Annotated in this window: 8 protein-coding genes and 3 pseudogenes; 8 read left to right on the top strand and 3 right to left on the bottom strand. The window is 37.2% G+C overall.

Annotated elements, in window-relative coordinates:
• Nucleotides 1–97: 97 nt before the first annotated feature.
• Nucleotides 98–970: a DUF4349 domain-containing protein gene (locus HX13_RS12765; RefSeq protein WP_050021372.1), complete on the bottom strand. Its 873-nt coding sequence runs from the start codon at nt 968–970 to the stop codon at nt 98–100.
• An 81-nt stretch (nt 971–1,051) separates the two neighbouring features.
• Nucleotides 1,052–1,525, bottom strand: coding sequence for a DUF962 domain-containing protein (locus HX13_RS12760; RefSeq protein WP_050021371.1), 474 nt, complete (start codon nt 1,523–1,525; stop codon nt 1,052–1,054).
• A gap of 74 nt (nt 1,526–1,599) precedes the next feature.
• Here HX13_RS12760 and HX13_RS12755 point away from each other — a divergent pair, with 74 nt between their 5' ends.
• The 7 genes and pseudogenes from HX13_RS12755 to HX13_RS12725 all read left to right on the top strand — a co-directional run bounded on the left by HX13_RS12755 (nt 1,600) and on the right by HX13_RS12725 (nt 10,848).
• Nucleotides 1,600–2,445 (top strand): helix-turn-helix domain-containing protein, encoded by an 846-nt coding sequence (locus HX13_RS12755; RefSeq protein WP_050021370.1) that lies wholly within the window; start codon nt 1,600–1,602, stop codon nt 2,443–2,445.
• Between the two features lie 89 nt (nt 2,446–2,534).
• Nucleotides 2,535–3,845 carry a TolC family protein gene (locus tag HX13_RS12750; RefSeq protein WP_050021369.1) on the top strand — a complete coding sequence of 437 codons (1,311 nt, stop codon included), beginning with the start codon at nt 2,535–2,537 and terminating at the stop codon, nt 3,843–3,845.
• A 24-nt stretch (nt 3,846–3,869) separates the two neighbouring features.
• Nucleotides 3,870–4,983: pseudogene (locus tag HX13_RS12745) on the top strand (HlyD family secretion protein).
• Nucleotides 4,984–5,077: 94 nt separating this feature from the next.
• Nucleotides 5,078–6,670: a hypothetical protein gene (locus HX13_RS12740; protein ID WP_050021368.1), complete on the top strand. Its 1,593-nt coding sequence runs from the start codon at nt 5,078–5,080 to the stop codon at nt 6,668–6,670.
• Between the two features lie 238 nt (nt 6,671–6,908).
• Nucleotides 6,909–9,122, top strand: a complete 2,214-nt coding sequence (locus HX13_RS12735) for a TonB-dependent receptor (RefSeq protein ID WP_050021437.1) — start codon at nt 6,909–6,911, stop codon at nt 9,120–9,122.
• Nucleotides 9,123–9,228: 106 nt separating this feature from the next.
• A complete protein-coding gene (locus HX13_RS12730) occupies nt 9,229–10,041 on the top strand; it encodes a siderophore-interacting protein (RefSeq protein WP_050021367.1) in 813 nt (270 codons plus the stop codon).
• A 101-nt stretch (nt 10,042–10,142) separates the two neighbouring features.
• Nucleotides 10,143–10,848 (top strand): annotated as a pseudogene (locus HX13_RS12725) (class I SAM-dependent methyltransferase).
• A 247-nt stretch (nt 10,849–11,095) separates the two neighbouring features.
• Here HX13_RS12725 and metG read toward each other — a convergent pair.
• Nucleotides 11,096–13,130: pseudogene (gene metG / locus HX13_RS12720) on the bottom strand (methionine--tRNA ligase).
• Between the two features lie 333 nt (nt 13,131–13,463).
• Here metG and HX13_RS12715 point away from each other — a divergent pair.
• Nucleotides 13,464–16,247 (top strand): SusC/RagA family TonB-linked outer membrane protein, encoded by a 2,784-nt coding sequence (locus HX13_RS12715; protein ID WP_050021366.1) that lies wholly within the window; start codon nt 13,464–13,466, stop codon nt 16,245–16,247.
• Nucleotides 16,248–16,253: the final 6 nt, after the last annotated feature.

Raw genomic sequence — 16,253 nt, 5'->3', positions numbered from 1 at the left:
GATGCCCGGATTTTATATGAAATTACTCGAAAATATTTAACTTGGTTGCAGGATAAAACAGATGAATGGCTATTCTTTATGGGCCATGTAAGAATGTTTACTTATTTCGTTTTCTCAACTTCCACTTACGCCAGAGAAATATCATAAAAGGAATAATCAAAAAGAAAGGCCATAGTGAAATGACACCAAGAAAAAAACTTACAAAACTGTTCCAACCTTCGGTGAAAGAGTCTATAAAACGGCTTCCAAAACCAATTTTAGAAGTTGCTGAGCTTCTTACCTTTTCCTTGTATAAGCTAAGGTTCAAAGTGCTGTAATTAACTCGATCATCAATGAAACGAAGCCTTCCTTCGGCTACATCGATTTCGTCTTCCAGTCCCCGGATTTTTTCCTGTATTTCCAACATGTCCTTTGTGGTGGAGGCTCTTTTGAGCATGTCAAGGTATTTTTCAAGATAAATTTTCTTATTGGCTAATTTGATGGAAATATCAGTATACTCTTCAGTAACATCATTGGATGAAATATTTTTTGATAAAACAGAACCTACACCGTCTGAAAAAGAATTGATAAGAATATCAAAGCTTTTGTAAGGAACCCTGATAACCAGATTAAGATTTTCATCCATGTCTGTATTCTGGAAATCCTCTTTCTGGATATAAGCGTTATTTTTCTTTAGAATATCATTAACCTGGTTTTGTGCTTTTTTAATATCGCCTACCTGAATTCTCATATCTCCGTTTTTGATGACTTTCCGGATAGTATCTGCCTTATGCTCTGAAATAGAGGTTGTGGTTGACTTTTCATCCGGAAAAAGCTTTTCAGAAATCGAACTTGGTGGCGGTACATTGGCAGAAACTTTGTCTTCAGAGATCATGTCTACCAAATCAGCTTTAGCTTCCTGTTGAGCCGGTCCTGATTTACTACAATTGATAAGGATCAGGCAAAGTGAAGATAAAATAATACTCTTCATAGTTGTTTTTCCAAGATACCATCAAAAAGTATGCTTAAAATCTATGAGCAATTGCTTATTGCTAATTACTGATAACTTTGATTAATATCTGATTCCCGTTTTTTTAAGAATAAAACCTAATAACCAAATGGGCCCTATTAATAAAAATTGAAGATCCTTCAGAAAGGAAGGTTTCTGGCCCTCTATTTTATGTCCTATCAACTGAAAAATCCATGTGATGATGAAAATAATGAGATAGATCACCCATGATTGTTTGCCAAATTGAATATTGGTGAGGTAAATAAAGTGTTCCATCAGAAACATCAAAAAAAGCATAATAATGCTTATCCGTAAAGAAAGCCTAAGGTAGAAGAAAGTAATCAGTATGACGGTAATAAGGCTTGCCACACTGATGCATCCGAAGTAAGAAATACAGAGATGCGGTGCCGGAATCAGGGATACAAAACCCAGAATTGTCCAGAAAATCAAAGGTACACAGATCCAATGGATGAATTTGTTGGTTGCGTTTCTATGGCTCTTGCTATATTCCGCAAATAATAAATCAACCTTTCTCATAGTAACGTAGAATTTGGTAAACGCTAAAATAATAAAATTTTGTAATCACTGGTAAGATTGCTTACATTTGTGTTATGTCTGCCTTAGAAAAGTTCGGCGTTGAAATTTTTACACAGCGTAATATTTTTGAGAGAATTGCTGTTGATAAACCTTTCCGTCCCGATAATCCGGCATTTATTTTCATAAAATCCGGGACAATCAAGCTTCGTCAGCACTTCAGTGATCTGGAAGTTTCTGCCAATATGTTTATGGTAACCGATCCTCAGACCATTTACGAAGTTGTTTCCGTAAGCGATGATTTTCAGTCCCGTATGGTTTCTTATAAAAGAGAATTCATCTCGGCCCTGTCTTTGAAATTCAACCGGCTGATCACCTACCGTTACTTCAGGCAACAAATGAATAAAGGAGTCCCTTTTCCTGAAAATGAAATGGAAGTAGTCTGGAAAAGTGTCAATTTCCTGAAATATATCCTGGATTCTGAAACGGAAATGCTATATAAAAAGGAAATGGTAGAACATCTGTTTTCCGTCTTCTGTTATCAGATGGCCGGAATAATTTCCAAGGAAGATAATAATTCCATGAACCAGATGACAAGACAGGAAGAAATTGTTTTCCTGTTTCTTACAGACCTTTCGAAATACCATCTTACAGAAAAAACAGTGGAGTTTTATGCCGAACGGCAATCAATTACAACCAGACATCTTTCCTCAGTAGTGAAGTCAATTACAGGAAAGTCTGCCAGCCAGATTATTGCCCTAATTGTAATCAATGAAGCAAAGGTTCTTTTAAACTCGTCTAATAAACCGGTTTCAGAGATTTCTTCAATCCTTGGATTCAGTGATCAATATTCATTTTCACACTTTTTTAAAAAACATCTTGGGGTAAGCCCTACACAATACAGACATCAGTTTGAAAACTGAAATCTTACATTTGAACATCTTTTTCCAAAAATCAAACATTTGATTGATTTTGTTGTTAGCCTAACTTTGCATCTGTAAAACAAGGTAAAATGACAAAGAAAATAAAAACAGCACTATCAGTTCTGATAGCAGCTTTCCCTGCGCTGTTTTTTTCACAACAAATTAAACAGATGACCGCAGGTGAGGTTTCCGAACTGGCAGTCCGAAACCATCAGCAGTTAAAAGTTTCAGCGCAAAATATAGATATTGCGAAACAAAACACAAATATTGTCAAGCTTCAGAAGCTTCCTACGATTACTGCATCTACAAGCCAGTTTTATCTGGGGGATGCCGTTGCCATCGATAAAGATTTTTCGAATTCTGCCAAAGTTCCGATGCCTCATTATGGAAGTTCTTATGCTGTACAGGCTACACAATTGATCTTCAAAGGAGGATTGGTCAACAAGTCTATAGAAATGGCCGGACTTCGTGAGCAGCTTTCTGAGCTGGATCTTGAAAAAAACAAACAGGATGTGAAATTTTTAGTGATTTCAAATTATCTGGATGTTTATAAAATCATGAACCAGGAAGAAGTGTTTCAGAACAACAAAAAACTGGCTTTGGAACGCCTTAAGAATATTCAGAAATTCTATCAGCAGGGTATGGTAACCCGAAATGAAGTGATCCGTGCCGAACTGGCTATTAAAAATTTAGACCAGGGAATCCTGGCGTTGGCCAATAACAGGAAAATCCTTACCTATAATTTAAATATTGCGCTAGGTTTATCTTCTGATACGGAAATCGTTCCAACGGAAAGTTTAGAAAATAAAGATGCAGGAATCGGAATGGAATATTATACCCATCTTGCTCATGACAGCAATCCCTTGCTCAAATCAGCGAAAAAGAATATAGATGTTGCCGACAAAAATATAGAAATTATTAAAACCGATAATATGCCTACCATCGCAGGATTTGGTGGATATACCTTACAAAGACCTATTACTACAAGAAATCCTGTCCTGGATATGTATTCAGGAGGCTGGCAGACGGGTGTTTCTTTAAGTTATAACATAGACAGTCTTTATAAGACGAAAGAAAAAGTAAAATTGGGTGAGCTGCAAAAAAATCAGGCGAATGATGCAATGACTTTAGTACAGCAAAACGTGGATATGAGTGTGAATGCGGCTTATACAAAATACCAGGAAGCTATTCAGCAGGCTGAAATTCTGAACGATTCCAAAAGACTGGCAGAAGAGAACTACAAAATTACAGAAGCGAAGTATTTGAATCAGTTGGCGGTACAGGCGGAAATGATTGATGCGCAAAACCAGAAACTACAGTCAGAACTGGATTATGCCAATGCAGAGATTAATGTCTTGTATCAATATTATAACCTTTTGAAATCTACGGGAACACTTTAATTTTTTAAACTGAAAAACAACACAATGGAAAACAAGGAACAAACCACTCAAAATACAGCACCAGTAAGACCAAGCGGTGAAGGCAAAAAAAAACAAAATAAGAAAAATAAAATCAGGGCAGTCATTTCCAATATCATCGTTTTTCTGGTGATTGGCTTCGGATTATTCTGGTTAATACGTGAATATTTCCACATCGGAAACAAAACCTACACGGAAGCAGCTCAGGTAGAGGAATTTATTAATCCGATCAATACAAGGGTATCTGCTTATATTAAAGAAATTAAATTCATTGAGCATCAAAAAGTTAAAAAAGGAGATACTTTGGTGATTCTTGACAACCGGGAAATCCTTACCCAATTAGGACAGGCTGAGGCGGCTTATCAAAATGCAATGGCCCAGAAAACAGCGACAAGCTCTTCCGTTAATACCGTTTCCAATAATATCAATGTTATGGAGTCCAATATTGCCGGAGCAAAGGCAAGATTGTGGAATGCGGAACAGAATTTAAACCGGTATAAAAACCTTTTGGCTGCAGAAGCTGTTACCAGACAACAATATGACCAGGTAAAAACAGAATATGATGCTCAAAAAGCAGCGTATGAAACGCTGGTTAATCAAAAACAATCAGCCAGCCTTTCCACAACAGAGGTTAAAAGTAAACTGGGGATCAATGATGCTGAAATTAAAAGAACAAAATCTGCCTTGGATATGGCAAGGATCAACCTTTCTTATACTGTTATTACCGCTCCTTATGACGGTGTGATGGGAAGAAGAACAATTTCTGAAGGCCAACTGATTCAACCGGGACAACAGGTAGCTACAATTGTATTAAACGGACAAAAATGGGTGACCGCAAACTTCCTTGAAAGTCAGATGCCTAATATTAAAGTGGGAGAGAAGATCACCATGACTGCTGATGCTTTAGGAGGAAAGAAATTTGAAGGAGTAGTGACAGCAATTTCTGCGGCTACCGGATCAAGATATTCCAGTGTACCTACAGATAACTCTACCGGAAACTTTATCAAAGTACAGCAAAGAATTCCTGTAAGAATTGAATTTACAGCTTCCAATAAAAAAAGAAGACCTGGATAAGCTGAGTGCAGGAATGAATATGAATGTGAATATCAATCAGGACTAAAAAGATCGAAGATATCAGATTCAGACAAAGTGTAAGGAATCTGAAGACGAACAAGTCTGCTATCTGGTATCTGAAATCTGTTATCTAAAAAATCATGTACAATAAAGGATTATATAACGATTGGGTACCCAAACCCATACAGCTGTTACTGATTGTATTGCTGCTTGCTGTGGTAATGCCGTTGGGAGGTGTGTATACGGGAAATATCAGCTATCTGGTAAGCGGAACCGGATCGTTAACAGAATATTTTATGTGGGCGAATTATGCAACCACAATCGGAATGGGAGCCTGTATGCCTGTTGTCCTCAGAATTAAAATGAGGTTCAAAGTCAGAGATAAAATGGTCTTACTGCTGATATTGTTAGGATTGTTGAGCTATGTGAATGCAACGACTCTTCAGCCAATGATTTTTGTAGCAACCTCCCTGTGTATCGGGTTTATGAAAATGATGGTCACAATAGAGCTCTTCCTGCCATTGATGGTTATGATTGGAAACCGGGGAATGTTTTATGGCGTGTTTTATACGTTTGTGCTGGTGATGAACCAGGTAGCAGCATACTATGCAGCAAAATTTTCCCTTCTTTATAACTGGCAGCAGTTTTATATACTGGCATCTGTTTTATGCTTTATGCTCGCATTGATTCATTGGATTTTTATGCATAATAAATACTTCGCCCTGAAAGTACCTTTACATTATATTGATTGGCTGAGTATTCTGCTGTTTATATCTACATTCATGTTTTCAGCCTATGTATATGCTTTCGGAAGACAGCAGGACTGGCTGAACTCAAAGAATATCATTAATGCAAGTATAGCGGCTTTTGTAAGTTTTGCATTGCTTTCCATCCGGCAGTTAACATTAAAACGTCCGTATCTGTCTTTCAGGATTTTTACCAAAAATAATGTTCAGCATGGTTTATTTATGTTGTTCTGGCTGGGGATGTTTTTAGGAACGGCTTCTCTTCAGACTACATTTGCTGTAGGGGTTCTGGGGTATGATCAGGTCACAAATGCAGGACTGAGTGTGTTGATGGTTCCGGGAATTATTATGGCGGGTGTCATTGCTGTATTCTGGTTTAAAAAAGAAAAGCCATTGAAAATGTATATTTTTTCAGGTTTTGCTGCTATGACAGCTTATGCTATTATTATGTACTTTTCTATGGTATTGGAGTTCAATTATGACTATTGGTATCTGCCTATGTTCTTAAAAGGATACGGAATGTGCTCCTTATTTATTTCAGTATGGTTCTATACACTGGACAAACTTGAAATGGATGAAATGCTTGCTGCCATAGGATTGGTACTAGTTTGGAGGACCTTTTTGGCAGTAGGGATTTTTTCAACATTGTACTCATGGTTTCAATACCGTTTTCAGGTGGTTGCGGTAGGAGATCTGGCCGTTTATATGGATGGAATGGCAGTGAGTCCCCAGAATGTAGCGGCTAATATGAAAACAATTCAGCTTAACGCTGTTATTATAGCGACCAAAAAAATATTCGGATATATTACACTGGCGGGTTTTGGAGTATTATTTTATGTTATCACACATCATTTCGGAGCAAAACGGTTCCGGTATTTCAGATTTGTGAGAGTGCTTGGAGGTAAATCAGTGATCGCAAGAAGAAGACTTCGTGAACGGAAAAAATTATTAGAAGAAATTAAAGACGCAGCCGGCCCTGCGGTATAAAAAATAACCTTGTTTTTCACAGTAAGATCCTGGTCCTTCATTGGGCTGGGATCTTGCGCTTTTATTAGGAAAGCTGGAGACCTCCATGGGAAATTATGATAACGTTTATAGCTTATATTCGTAGGAACTTCCTTCTTATAATCTTTATAACTGCAATGAAAAATTTCCCTATCTTATTTTTATTCTTTCTAAATAAGAATTATCTTTGCAGGATTATAAAAAACTTTTATTAAAAGGAATGAAAAAGCAGTATGCATTCATAGGTCTATTGGCATCGGGTTTAATGTTTTCCCAGACCATTACAGATTCTATAGCCTCTAAAGGTATTGACGATGTGGTTATTGTAGCCTCCAGAAAACCAACAAAAATTTCAGAAATTCCGGGTACGGTTTGGGTGGTACAGAAAGAAAAAATACAGGAGCAGGCAAAGAGTGGTGTTCCTATTAAAGAAATGCTTTCTATTCTGGTTCCGGGTATGGATATCGGCCCACAAGGGAGAACTAACTACGGACAAAATATGAGGGGACGCTCCGCTTTGGTTATGATTGACGGGGTTTCTTTGAACAGTATCCGGGCAATCAGCCGTCAGCTGGATGCTATTGACCCTTTCAATATCGAAAGAATTGAGATCCTTTCCGGGGCAAGCTCAATTTATGGCGGCAATGCTACCGGAGGAATCATCAATATTATTACCAAAATTCCTTCCAAAAACGGAATCAGTGGAGAAACCGAATTGGGTGTGCGTACAGGTTTTATGGGGAAAGATGATCATGATTTCCGTGCTGCTCAATCTATTGCTGGAAAAGGAGAAAAGCTTTTTGGAAGATTGGGGGTTGCTTATCAACAAAATGGAGGGGCTTACGGGGCAGACAAGAAACAACTTTTTACCGATATTACACAAACTGATCTTCAGTACAATCAATCTATAGATATTTTAGCTACTGGAGGGTATCAGTTTAATAATAAACATAAAATAACAGCTTCAGTTCAATATTACAATTCAAAATTCAATGGAGACAGAAGTTTGTTTTTAGGTGAAAACCTAGGTGCTTTCACTCAGAAGAATGCATCTTTACTCGAAATGAGGGACGGTTTTTCTTCTGATAAAAATATAGGTACGGAACGTTATATGGGAACTGTAGCATATACCGGAAACGGGATATTGGGAGGACAGGATCTGTATGTACAATTTGCTACCCGTGGTGAAAAACTGGGGTTTTATCCCTTCCCGGGAAATGTAACTTTACAGCAAAATAAAAAAATTGCTTATATGTCTTCTTCCCAGCAAGATACCTATTATTCGGGAATCAAAGCCTTGTTATCCAAATCCTGGCGCGGACTGAACGTCACGTATGGAGCCGATATCGATTTTGAAAAATTTGAAGGAAACCAATCAGTTTATGATATTTCCAAAACCATGTCCAGTGGTGGCTTGATTAATGAAACACAATACAGGCTGGGAAGATACCCTACCAATCATTCACAAAGTTATGCAGGATATATTCAGGCAAAATACAATATCTTCCCCAAATTACAGCTCAATGCAGGAGTACGTTATCAGAGCATTACAGTTAAAATGGATGATTTTGTAGGCTCAGAGCAGCAGACACAGATGGCAATGGGGTATGGGCAATCAGCATCAGCGATTCCGGGAGGCCAAAGTTCGTATAATGTAACTCTGGTTAATGCAGGATTATTGTATAAGCTTAATGACCAGCACCAGATCTGGGGAACGTTTTCTCAAGGAGCAAGTCTGGCTGATCCTGCAAAATATTATGGAATTGGAAAATATGAAATCAACGGTACCCATTGGAATGTTGTATCCAGTATTAATGTGAAAGATCAGCCATTACAGGCGATTAAAACCAATCAGTTTGAAGTGGGGTACCGTGTTAATAAAGGAGGTTTGAGAGCCCAGGTAGCCGGTTTTTTAAGTAATTCGGATAAAAGTGTCACTGTAGATAAAAAGACTTTCCAGATTCTGGTCAATGACCTGAAATTAAGAAATATGGGAATTGAAGCTGAAATTTCTTACGCTTTGGGTAATGGTGTTTACTTCGGAGCGAGCGGGCTTTTGATCAAGTCTGAGGTCGACAATAAAGGAGAATGGAAAAAGCAGGAGATTTATAATGCTTCGCCATCAAAATTGGTTACCTACATTGGGTACAATCTGAAAAACTGGTCATTCAGATTTCAGTCGTTACAGAATTTCAAGTTGACAGATGAGTTGAATAATGTGATTGATGGATATAATACCTCAGATTTAATGATAGGATACCGGTTCAATTGGGGTAAACTCAATTTAGGGATCCAAAACCTGTTTAACACGGATTACCAGACTATCTGGAGTAAACGTTCCCAGGTTTTATATTCTTCCTACGGACTTCCGGAATTATTTAATTATAAAGGAAGAGGGAGAACATTTAATCTGTCCTATACTTTCGAATTTTAAAAAAATCAGATTAGGCTCTATAGTCCTGATCTGAACTACAATACTTTCTATAAATCCGGTTTCTGATGTTGATCGGAAACCGGATTTTAATTTAAAAAATTCAGTTATGGCTAAAATTCCAACCGGGCAGATTATTGCCGAAGTAACCAGAAAAGAATATATTACTGATCATTTTATCAGAGTTTATCTATATTCACCGGAGGTTTCCTTATTTAAAGAAACTACTGTAGGAGATAATAATAAAATTGCTGTTCCGCCGGCCGGGCTCAATGAAATTCATTTCCCTATGCTTGATGATAATCATCAGTGGGTATATCCGGCTAAAGAAATTGCCCCGGCAATCAGAACCTACACTCACAGAGGAATTGATCTGGAGAAAAATGAGCTGATCATTGACTTTGTAGACCATGGAGATGGTGGACCCGCATCAAGATGGGTGAGAAAAGCTGAAGCAGGCTCAAAATTAGGGATCATGATGCGCCGGGATGGGAAAGAGCTTTATCCTGAGGCGGAATGGTATTTGCTGGTAGGGGATGCTACGGCTATTCCTGTTCTCAGCGTTATCCTAGAAACACTACCCGAAACCGCAAAAGGAATTTGTATCATGGAAGTTCACGGAAAAGAAGATGAACAGGCACTTCATACTAAAGCTGATATAGAATTTAAATGGTTCCATAATGCTGAACCTCATTTGAAAAGTGAGATTGCTGATGCTGTTAAAAGTATTGCCATTCCTGAGGCCAGCAAATTTGGTTATGTAGCTTGTGAGTTTTCAAGTGTCAAAGAAATCCGTACTTATCTTAGAAAAGAAAAGAACTGGACTTCACAAGAGTTGTACGCTTATTCATACTGGAAAGCCGGTGCCGCTGAAAATGAATCTCAGCCAGACAGGCATAAAGAAAAAGAATCGATGGGATAACAAAGTTTGAATCAACATCAGATAAACATAAAGATGAAGGTTGAAGCTTAAGAGTAATGATGATTTTTGAACTTTGGACCCTGAAGTCTTATCTTTGTGCCATGAAAGATTTAATGGGCAGAGCAATCTGGGATTATTACCATAATGAAAATCCTGAAGATTTGCAGACCGAAACTTCAATTTCTGAACTGGATGAGCTTCCGGTAGATTATTTATTCAGAGGTTTTGAAGAAATGAATGCTATTGAGCAAAAAGCATTGAGATTATCAGAAGGGAAAATCCTGGATATAGGCGCCGGAGCTGGTTCTCACGCATTGTATCTTCAGAACGAAAGAAATCTTGATGTAACAGCTTTAGATATTTCTCCAAAATCTATTGAGGTTTGCAAGCTGAGAGGCATCAAAAAAACAATTTGTGAAAATATACTTGATTTTTCAGGAGAAACCTTCGATACCATTTTACTGCTGATGAATGGTACAGGAATTTTCGAAAGCCTTTCTAAAAATTGATACGTATCTTCAAAAGCTGTATGCTTTATTAAATGACAAAGGACAAATTTTAATTGACAGTACGGATATCCTTTATATGTTCGACCGTGATGAGGATGGGGGAATCTATATTCCCGCCGGTGGATATTATGGAGAACTGGATTATGTAGTTCATTATAAAGGAGAATCCGAAGAGCCGATTACCTGGCTGTACCTGGATTTTAATACTTTAAAAAATGCAGCTCAGCACAATGGTTTTGCCATAGAAAGAATCATGAAGGATGAAGATTCTTATTTGGCAAAGCTGATTAAGATATGATTTGAAAGCCATCCTGTAATGAATGGAAACAATATTTAAATCTTAAAACATATTCAACATCAATAGAAACGGACTCTTGGTCCGTTTTATTTTTATGTTTTCATTTTCCATTAGTTTTAACCTAAACCTGTCTCTAGAAAGAATATGTACATCTATCGGAGAACAAATATGAATGAATTAGGGCTCATATTATAAAGAAAAGGCTATTTCATAAGAAACAGCCTTTAGTCTTTTTATAGGAATGTAATTATCCGATTTCGATACCGTTTTCAACATTGTCGTCCGGTGTAACGAAAGATAATTTTCCGTCCGGTTTAGTAGTTAATAATAACATACCCTGGGATTCAATTCCTCTGATTTTTCTTGGAGCAAGGTTTAATAAAATCATTACCTGTTTGCCAATGACTTCTTCAGGAGTGAAGCTTTCTGCGATCCCTGAAACCACCGTTCTTACGTCTACGCCTGTATCTACGGTAAGTTTTAATAATTTATCTGCTTTTTCCACTTTTTCAGCTTCTAAAATCGTTGCTGTTCTTAAGTCTATTTTCGTAAAATCATCAAAGGTGATCTCTTCTTTCATTGGGTTGGCGTTAGGATTTGTTTTTTTATTGTTTTGTTTTGTGTTTTCAAGCTTTTGGATCTGAGCTTCGATAACGTTGTCTTCAATTTTTGAGAAAAGAAGAGAAGCTTCATTAATTTTATGGCCTGTTTCAATTAAAACCGACTGTGTTTCAATATCATTCCAGGTTTTCTTTTCAACATTGAACATATTCAATAGCTTTTCAGAACTGAACGGCATGAATGGTTCACATAACTGAGCTAAAGCAACGGCAATTTGTGCTCCTACGAATAAAGATTGGGCTGCCTTTTCAGGAGTATCTTTAATGGTTTTCCATGGTTCTTCTGTCTGAAGATACTGATTTCCGAAACGGGCAAGATTCATTAAAGCGGATAACGCATTTCTGAATTCGTAATTTTCAAGGAATCCTGAAATTTCTTTTGCAGCTTTATTTATTTCCTGTAATTCAGGACTGTTTACATCACCTTTCGGGACAATACCGTCATAATATTTATGGATAAGAACTGCAACTCTATTGATAAAGTTTCCGAAGATACCTACCAGCTCAGAATTATTCTTCGTCTGGAAATCCTTCCAGGTAAAGTTATTATCTTTTGTTTCCGGAGCTGATGAAAGAAGTGCATATCTTAAAACATCCTGCTGACCAGGGAAATCTTCTACATATTCATGAGCCCAAACTGCCCAGTTTCTTGAAGTGGAAATTTTATCATTCTCAAGGTTCAGGAATTCAAAAGCCGGAACATTTTTTTGGCATGATGTAATCTCCGTGAGCTTTCATCATTGATGGGAAAATAATACAGTGGAATACAATATTATCTTTTCCGATAAAATGTACCAGATCACTGTCTTCACTTTGCCAGTAATCTTTCCAGTTTTTTCCGTTTTTCTCTGCCCATTCTTTAGTGAAAGAAATATATCCGATCGGTGCATCAAACCACACGTACAATACTTTACCCTCAGCATTCGGAAGTGGAACAGGAACACCCCAGTTCAGGTCTCTGGTCATGGCACGTGGTTTTAATCCATCATTTAACCAGGATTTAACCTGACCATATACGTTCGGTTTCCAGTCGTCTTTGTGACCTTCAATGATCCACTCATTCAGGAAATCTTCATATTCATTTAAAGGAAGGTACCAGTTTTTGGTTTCTTTAAGGATAGGAACATTTCCGCTCAGCATTGATTTCGGGTTGATTAATTCTGAAGGAGAAAGGGTAGAGCCACATTTTTCACATTGATCACCGTATGCATTTTCGTTGCCACAATTTGGACAGGTTCCTACAATATAACGGTCAGCCAGAAACTCTCCTGCCTGTTCATCGAAATATTGCTCCGAAACTTCTTCTGTGAATTTTCCTTTTTCATACAAAACTTTAAAGAAGTCCTGGCTGGTCTCATAATGCTTTTGGGAAGTCGTTCTTGAATATTCATCAAATGAGATTCCCAGATCAGAAAACGATTTTTTAATGATTTCGTGATATTTGTCAACGATATCCTGTGGAGTAACACCTTCCTTTTTTGCTCTTATGGTAATAGGAATCCCATGCTCATCCGAACCACAGATAAACGCTACATCTTTTCCTAATCTTCTCTGAAATCTTGCGTAAACATCCGCAGGAATATAAACACCTGCCAAATGTCCTATATGAACAGGGCCGTTTGCATAAGGCAAAGCTGCCGTAATCATCTTTCTGTTTGACATTTATAGTAAAGTTTTAACTGCAAAGATAAGGATTATCTCTTGAATACCGCTATTTGTGGAGTTATTATGATTTTTAATACTAATTTAAAGGCCAAAGATGAAATTAGGTTAAACAGTTGTTTAACTTAATGATAAATCAAAACCTATATTATGTAGAACATAGTATCCTTTAATATATTGAATTTTAGATATTTAATTTATAAAAGTATCGTAATATACATAATTTTATCCTAATTTATATTAAATTTATGATAATTCTATTTTTTTTATAAATTGCAAAGCTGGCTTCTTGCCAAAATGAACAAAAACGAAACTATATAAAAAATAAAAATTGTGAAGAATTTTACAACGGTATTAAAAGTTGCGCCCGCTTTTTTATTGGCCGGTACAATAATGCATGCGCAGACAACAGACTCTGTCACAAAGGAGAAGAAGATTGAAGAAGTTGTATTGATCGGGTATGGAAAACAGAAAAAATCTGATCTTACAGGGTCTATTACTTCTGTAACGGCAAAAGACTTCAACGGAGGTGCTACTTCTGCCGGACAACTGATCCAGGGTAAAACACCGGGAGTACAGGTTACCAATAACAGTGGTGCTCCAGGGTCTGGTACTAAAATCAGGATTAGAGGGGCATCTTCTTTAAGCGGAGAAAACTCGCCCTTAATTGTAATTGATGGTGTTCCCCAGGATTTTGTAGGAGTCAATGGAGTTTCAGATCCATTAGCTTTAATTAATCCTAATGATATTGAAACATTTGATATCCTGAAAGATGCTTCAGCCACTGCAATCTATGGTAACAGAGCTTCTAACGGAGTTATTTTGATTACTACCAAAAAAGGAAGTTCCGGAAGATTTAAGGTGAATTTCTCAACAGTAACTTCCTTATCTACAAAAATGGGTAATGTGGATGTACTCAACGCTGATGAATTCAGAAATTTTGTAAATACCTACGCTCCGGACAGCTATAAACAACGACTTGGAAATTCAAATACCAACTGGCAGGATGTTATTTACCAGACTGCATGGGGAACAGACAATAATGTTGCCTTCACAGGAGGAATTAAAGGATTACCTTATCGTTTGTCTTTAGGATATAACGAACAAAATGGTATTGTTAAAACAAACTCATTCCGAAGAACATCCGTAGGTTTGAATTTGAATCCTAAATTCTTTGACAATCATTTATCAGTGAATGTGAATGCTAAAGGAACTTTTACTGACAACAGATTTGTGGACGGAGGAGTAATTAAAGCCGCAACCTATTTTGACCCTACACAATCCGTTTATGACAATACGAATATTGTACCGGGTAATGGAGGCTATTATGAATGGTTTGTAACAGAAGATAAAAATGGGGTTCTTACAAATAAATTGAATGGTAATGCCAATGCAAACCCCTTATCAATGCTGAATGCAGTTCGTGATGTTTCTTCGGTAACCAGAGGGCTAGGGAATATTCAATTAGATTATAAATTTCATTTTCTCCCGGATTTGCGTTTTAATGTTAATGCCGGTTATGACTATACAAAAAGTGAGGGACATAAATTTAAAGATGGAAGATACAAATCAGGCTTTGATGACAAAGGAAGCTCTAACTTCTATTCTATGGAGAAGAAAAATAAGTTGTTGGAAACCTATTTAAATTATGTCAAAAATATATCAGCAATTAACACAGGAGTAGATATTACAGCTGGATATGCCTATCAGGATTTTCGTATTTCAATTCCAGGAGCAATAACATATAGAGGAAATGGTAATAATGTGACTGACCTGGATTTTGCTTCTCAAAACACACTGATATCTTTCTATGGTAGAGCAATTTTCACTATAGATAACAAATATATCTTATCAGGGTCTATTCGTAAAGATGGTTCATCAAGATTCTTTAACGGAACCAGAGATAATGTATGGGGTGTTTTCCCGGGAGTTTCTGTAGCCTGGAAACTCAATGAAGAAAACTTCATTAAAAATGTATCAGCCATCAGTACTTTAAAGCTGAGAGCAGGATGGGGTAAAACAGGGCAACAGGAATTGCCTGCACTGGGAATTAACGGTAATAAGCCTAATAATTACCCGGCTTTTGCAGCTTACAATCCTAGTTATCCGGGAGCCGGTTATCAGTTCGGAAACGAATTTTATTATATGTTCAGACCGGCTAATTACAATCCAAACCTTACCTGGGAAACAACTACTACGAAAAACTTAGGGTTAGATTTTGGATTTAGTAAAAACAGGATTACAGGTTCCATTGATGTGTTTAGAAAAGATACCAAAGATCTTCTTGTATATGCGGATGAACCTGCAGGAGGTTTAAGTAATGCAAGCTGGCAGAACATCGGTGATATGAAGAATGAAGGTATTGAAGGAAGTATTACGGTAATCCCTGTTAAAACTGAAAAAACAACCTGGGAAGTAAGCTTTAATGCGACCCATTACAAACCTATTATTACAAAATTAAAAGACCGGGCAGATGAATCATTTAATATGGAAGTCGGAGGGATAGAAGGAGCGGCTGGAAACAGAATCCAGGCTCATGCTGTAGGATATGCCCCTAATTCATTCTGGGTATACCAGCAGGTATATGATGCCAACGGGAAGCCGGTTGATGGTGCATATGTAGACAGAAACGGAGATGGAGCAATCACTACAAAAGACATGTATTATTATAAATCGACTACCCCTGATGCTATTTTAGGTTTCTCTACTAAAGTCTCTCACAAAAACTGGGATTTTGCATTAAGCGCAAGGGCTGTATTAGGAAATTATGTATATAATAATGCAGCATCAAACAGCTCTCTGCAGTCGGCTTCTACAAATGAGTACCTTCAGAATGTATTTTCAACGGCACCACAGTATAAGTTTGCTGTTCCTCAGTATAAATCCGATATTTATGTGGAGAATGCCTCATTCCTGAGATTAGACAATATCAATATCGGCTACAACTTTGGTGAAATTTTCTCTAAAGGAAGCAATCTGAAAGTATATGGAATGGCACAGAATGTTTTTGTCATTACTAAATACTCAGGAGTAGATCCTGAAGTGTTTGGTGGAATAGACAATGGTTACTATCAAATGCCTAGAATTTATTCCTTAGGCTTTAACTTTCAATTTTAAATAAGA

Origin of the sequence: Chryseobacterium sp. P1-3, from assembly GCF_000738495.1 — a bacterium.
Lineage (GTDB): Bacteria > Bacteroidota > Bacteroidia > Flavobacteriales > Weeksellaceae > Chryseobacterium > Chryseobacterium gallinarum.
The sequence above is the reverse complement of the archived record's forward strand: the minus strand, read 5'-3'. Positions and strand labels throughout refer to the sequence as shown.

Coding starts and splice junctions, on each gene's coding strand:
- HX13_RS12765 (WP_050021372.1), bottom strand. CDS start 970: ATGAAGAGTATTATTTTATCTTCACTTTGCCTGATCCTTATCAATTGT.
- HX13_RS12760 (WP_050021371.1), bottom strand. CDS start 1,525: ATGAGAAAGGTTGATTTATTATTTGCGGAATATAGCAAGAGCCATAGA.
- HX13_RS12755 (WP_050021370.1), top strand. CDS start 1,600: ATGTCTGCCTTAGAAAAGTTCGGCGTTGAAATTTTTACACAGCGTAAT.
- HX13_RS12750 (WP_050021369.1), top strand. CDS start 2,535: ATGACAAAGAAAATAAAAACAGCACTATCAGTTCTGATAGCAGCTTTC.
- HX13_RS12740 (WP_050021368.1), top strand. CDS start 5,078: ATGTACAATAAAGGATTATATAACGATTGGGTACCCAAACCCATACAG.
- HX13_RS12735 (WP_050021437.1), top strand. CDS start 6,909: ATGAAAAAGCAGTATGCATTCATAGGTCTATTGGCATCGGGTTTAATG.
- HX13_RS12730 (WP_050021367.1), top strand. CDS start 9,229: ATGGCTAAAATTCCAACCGGGCAGATTATTGCCGAAGTAACCAGAAAA.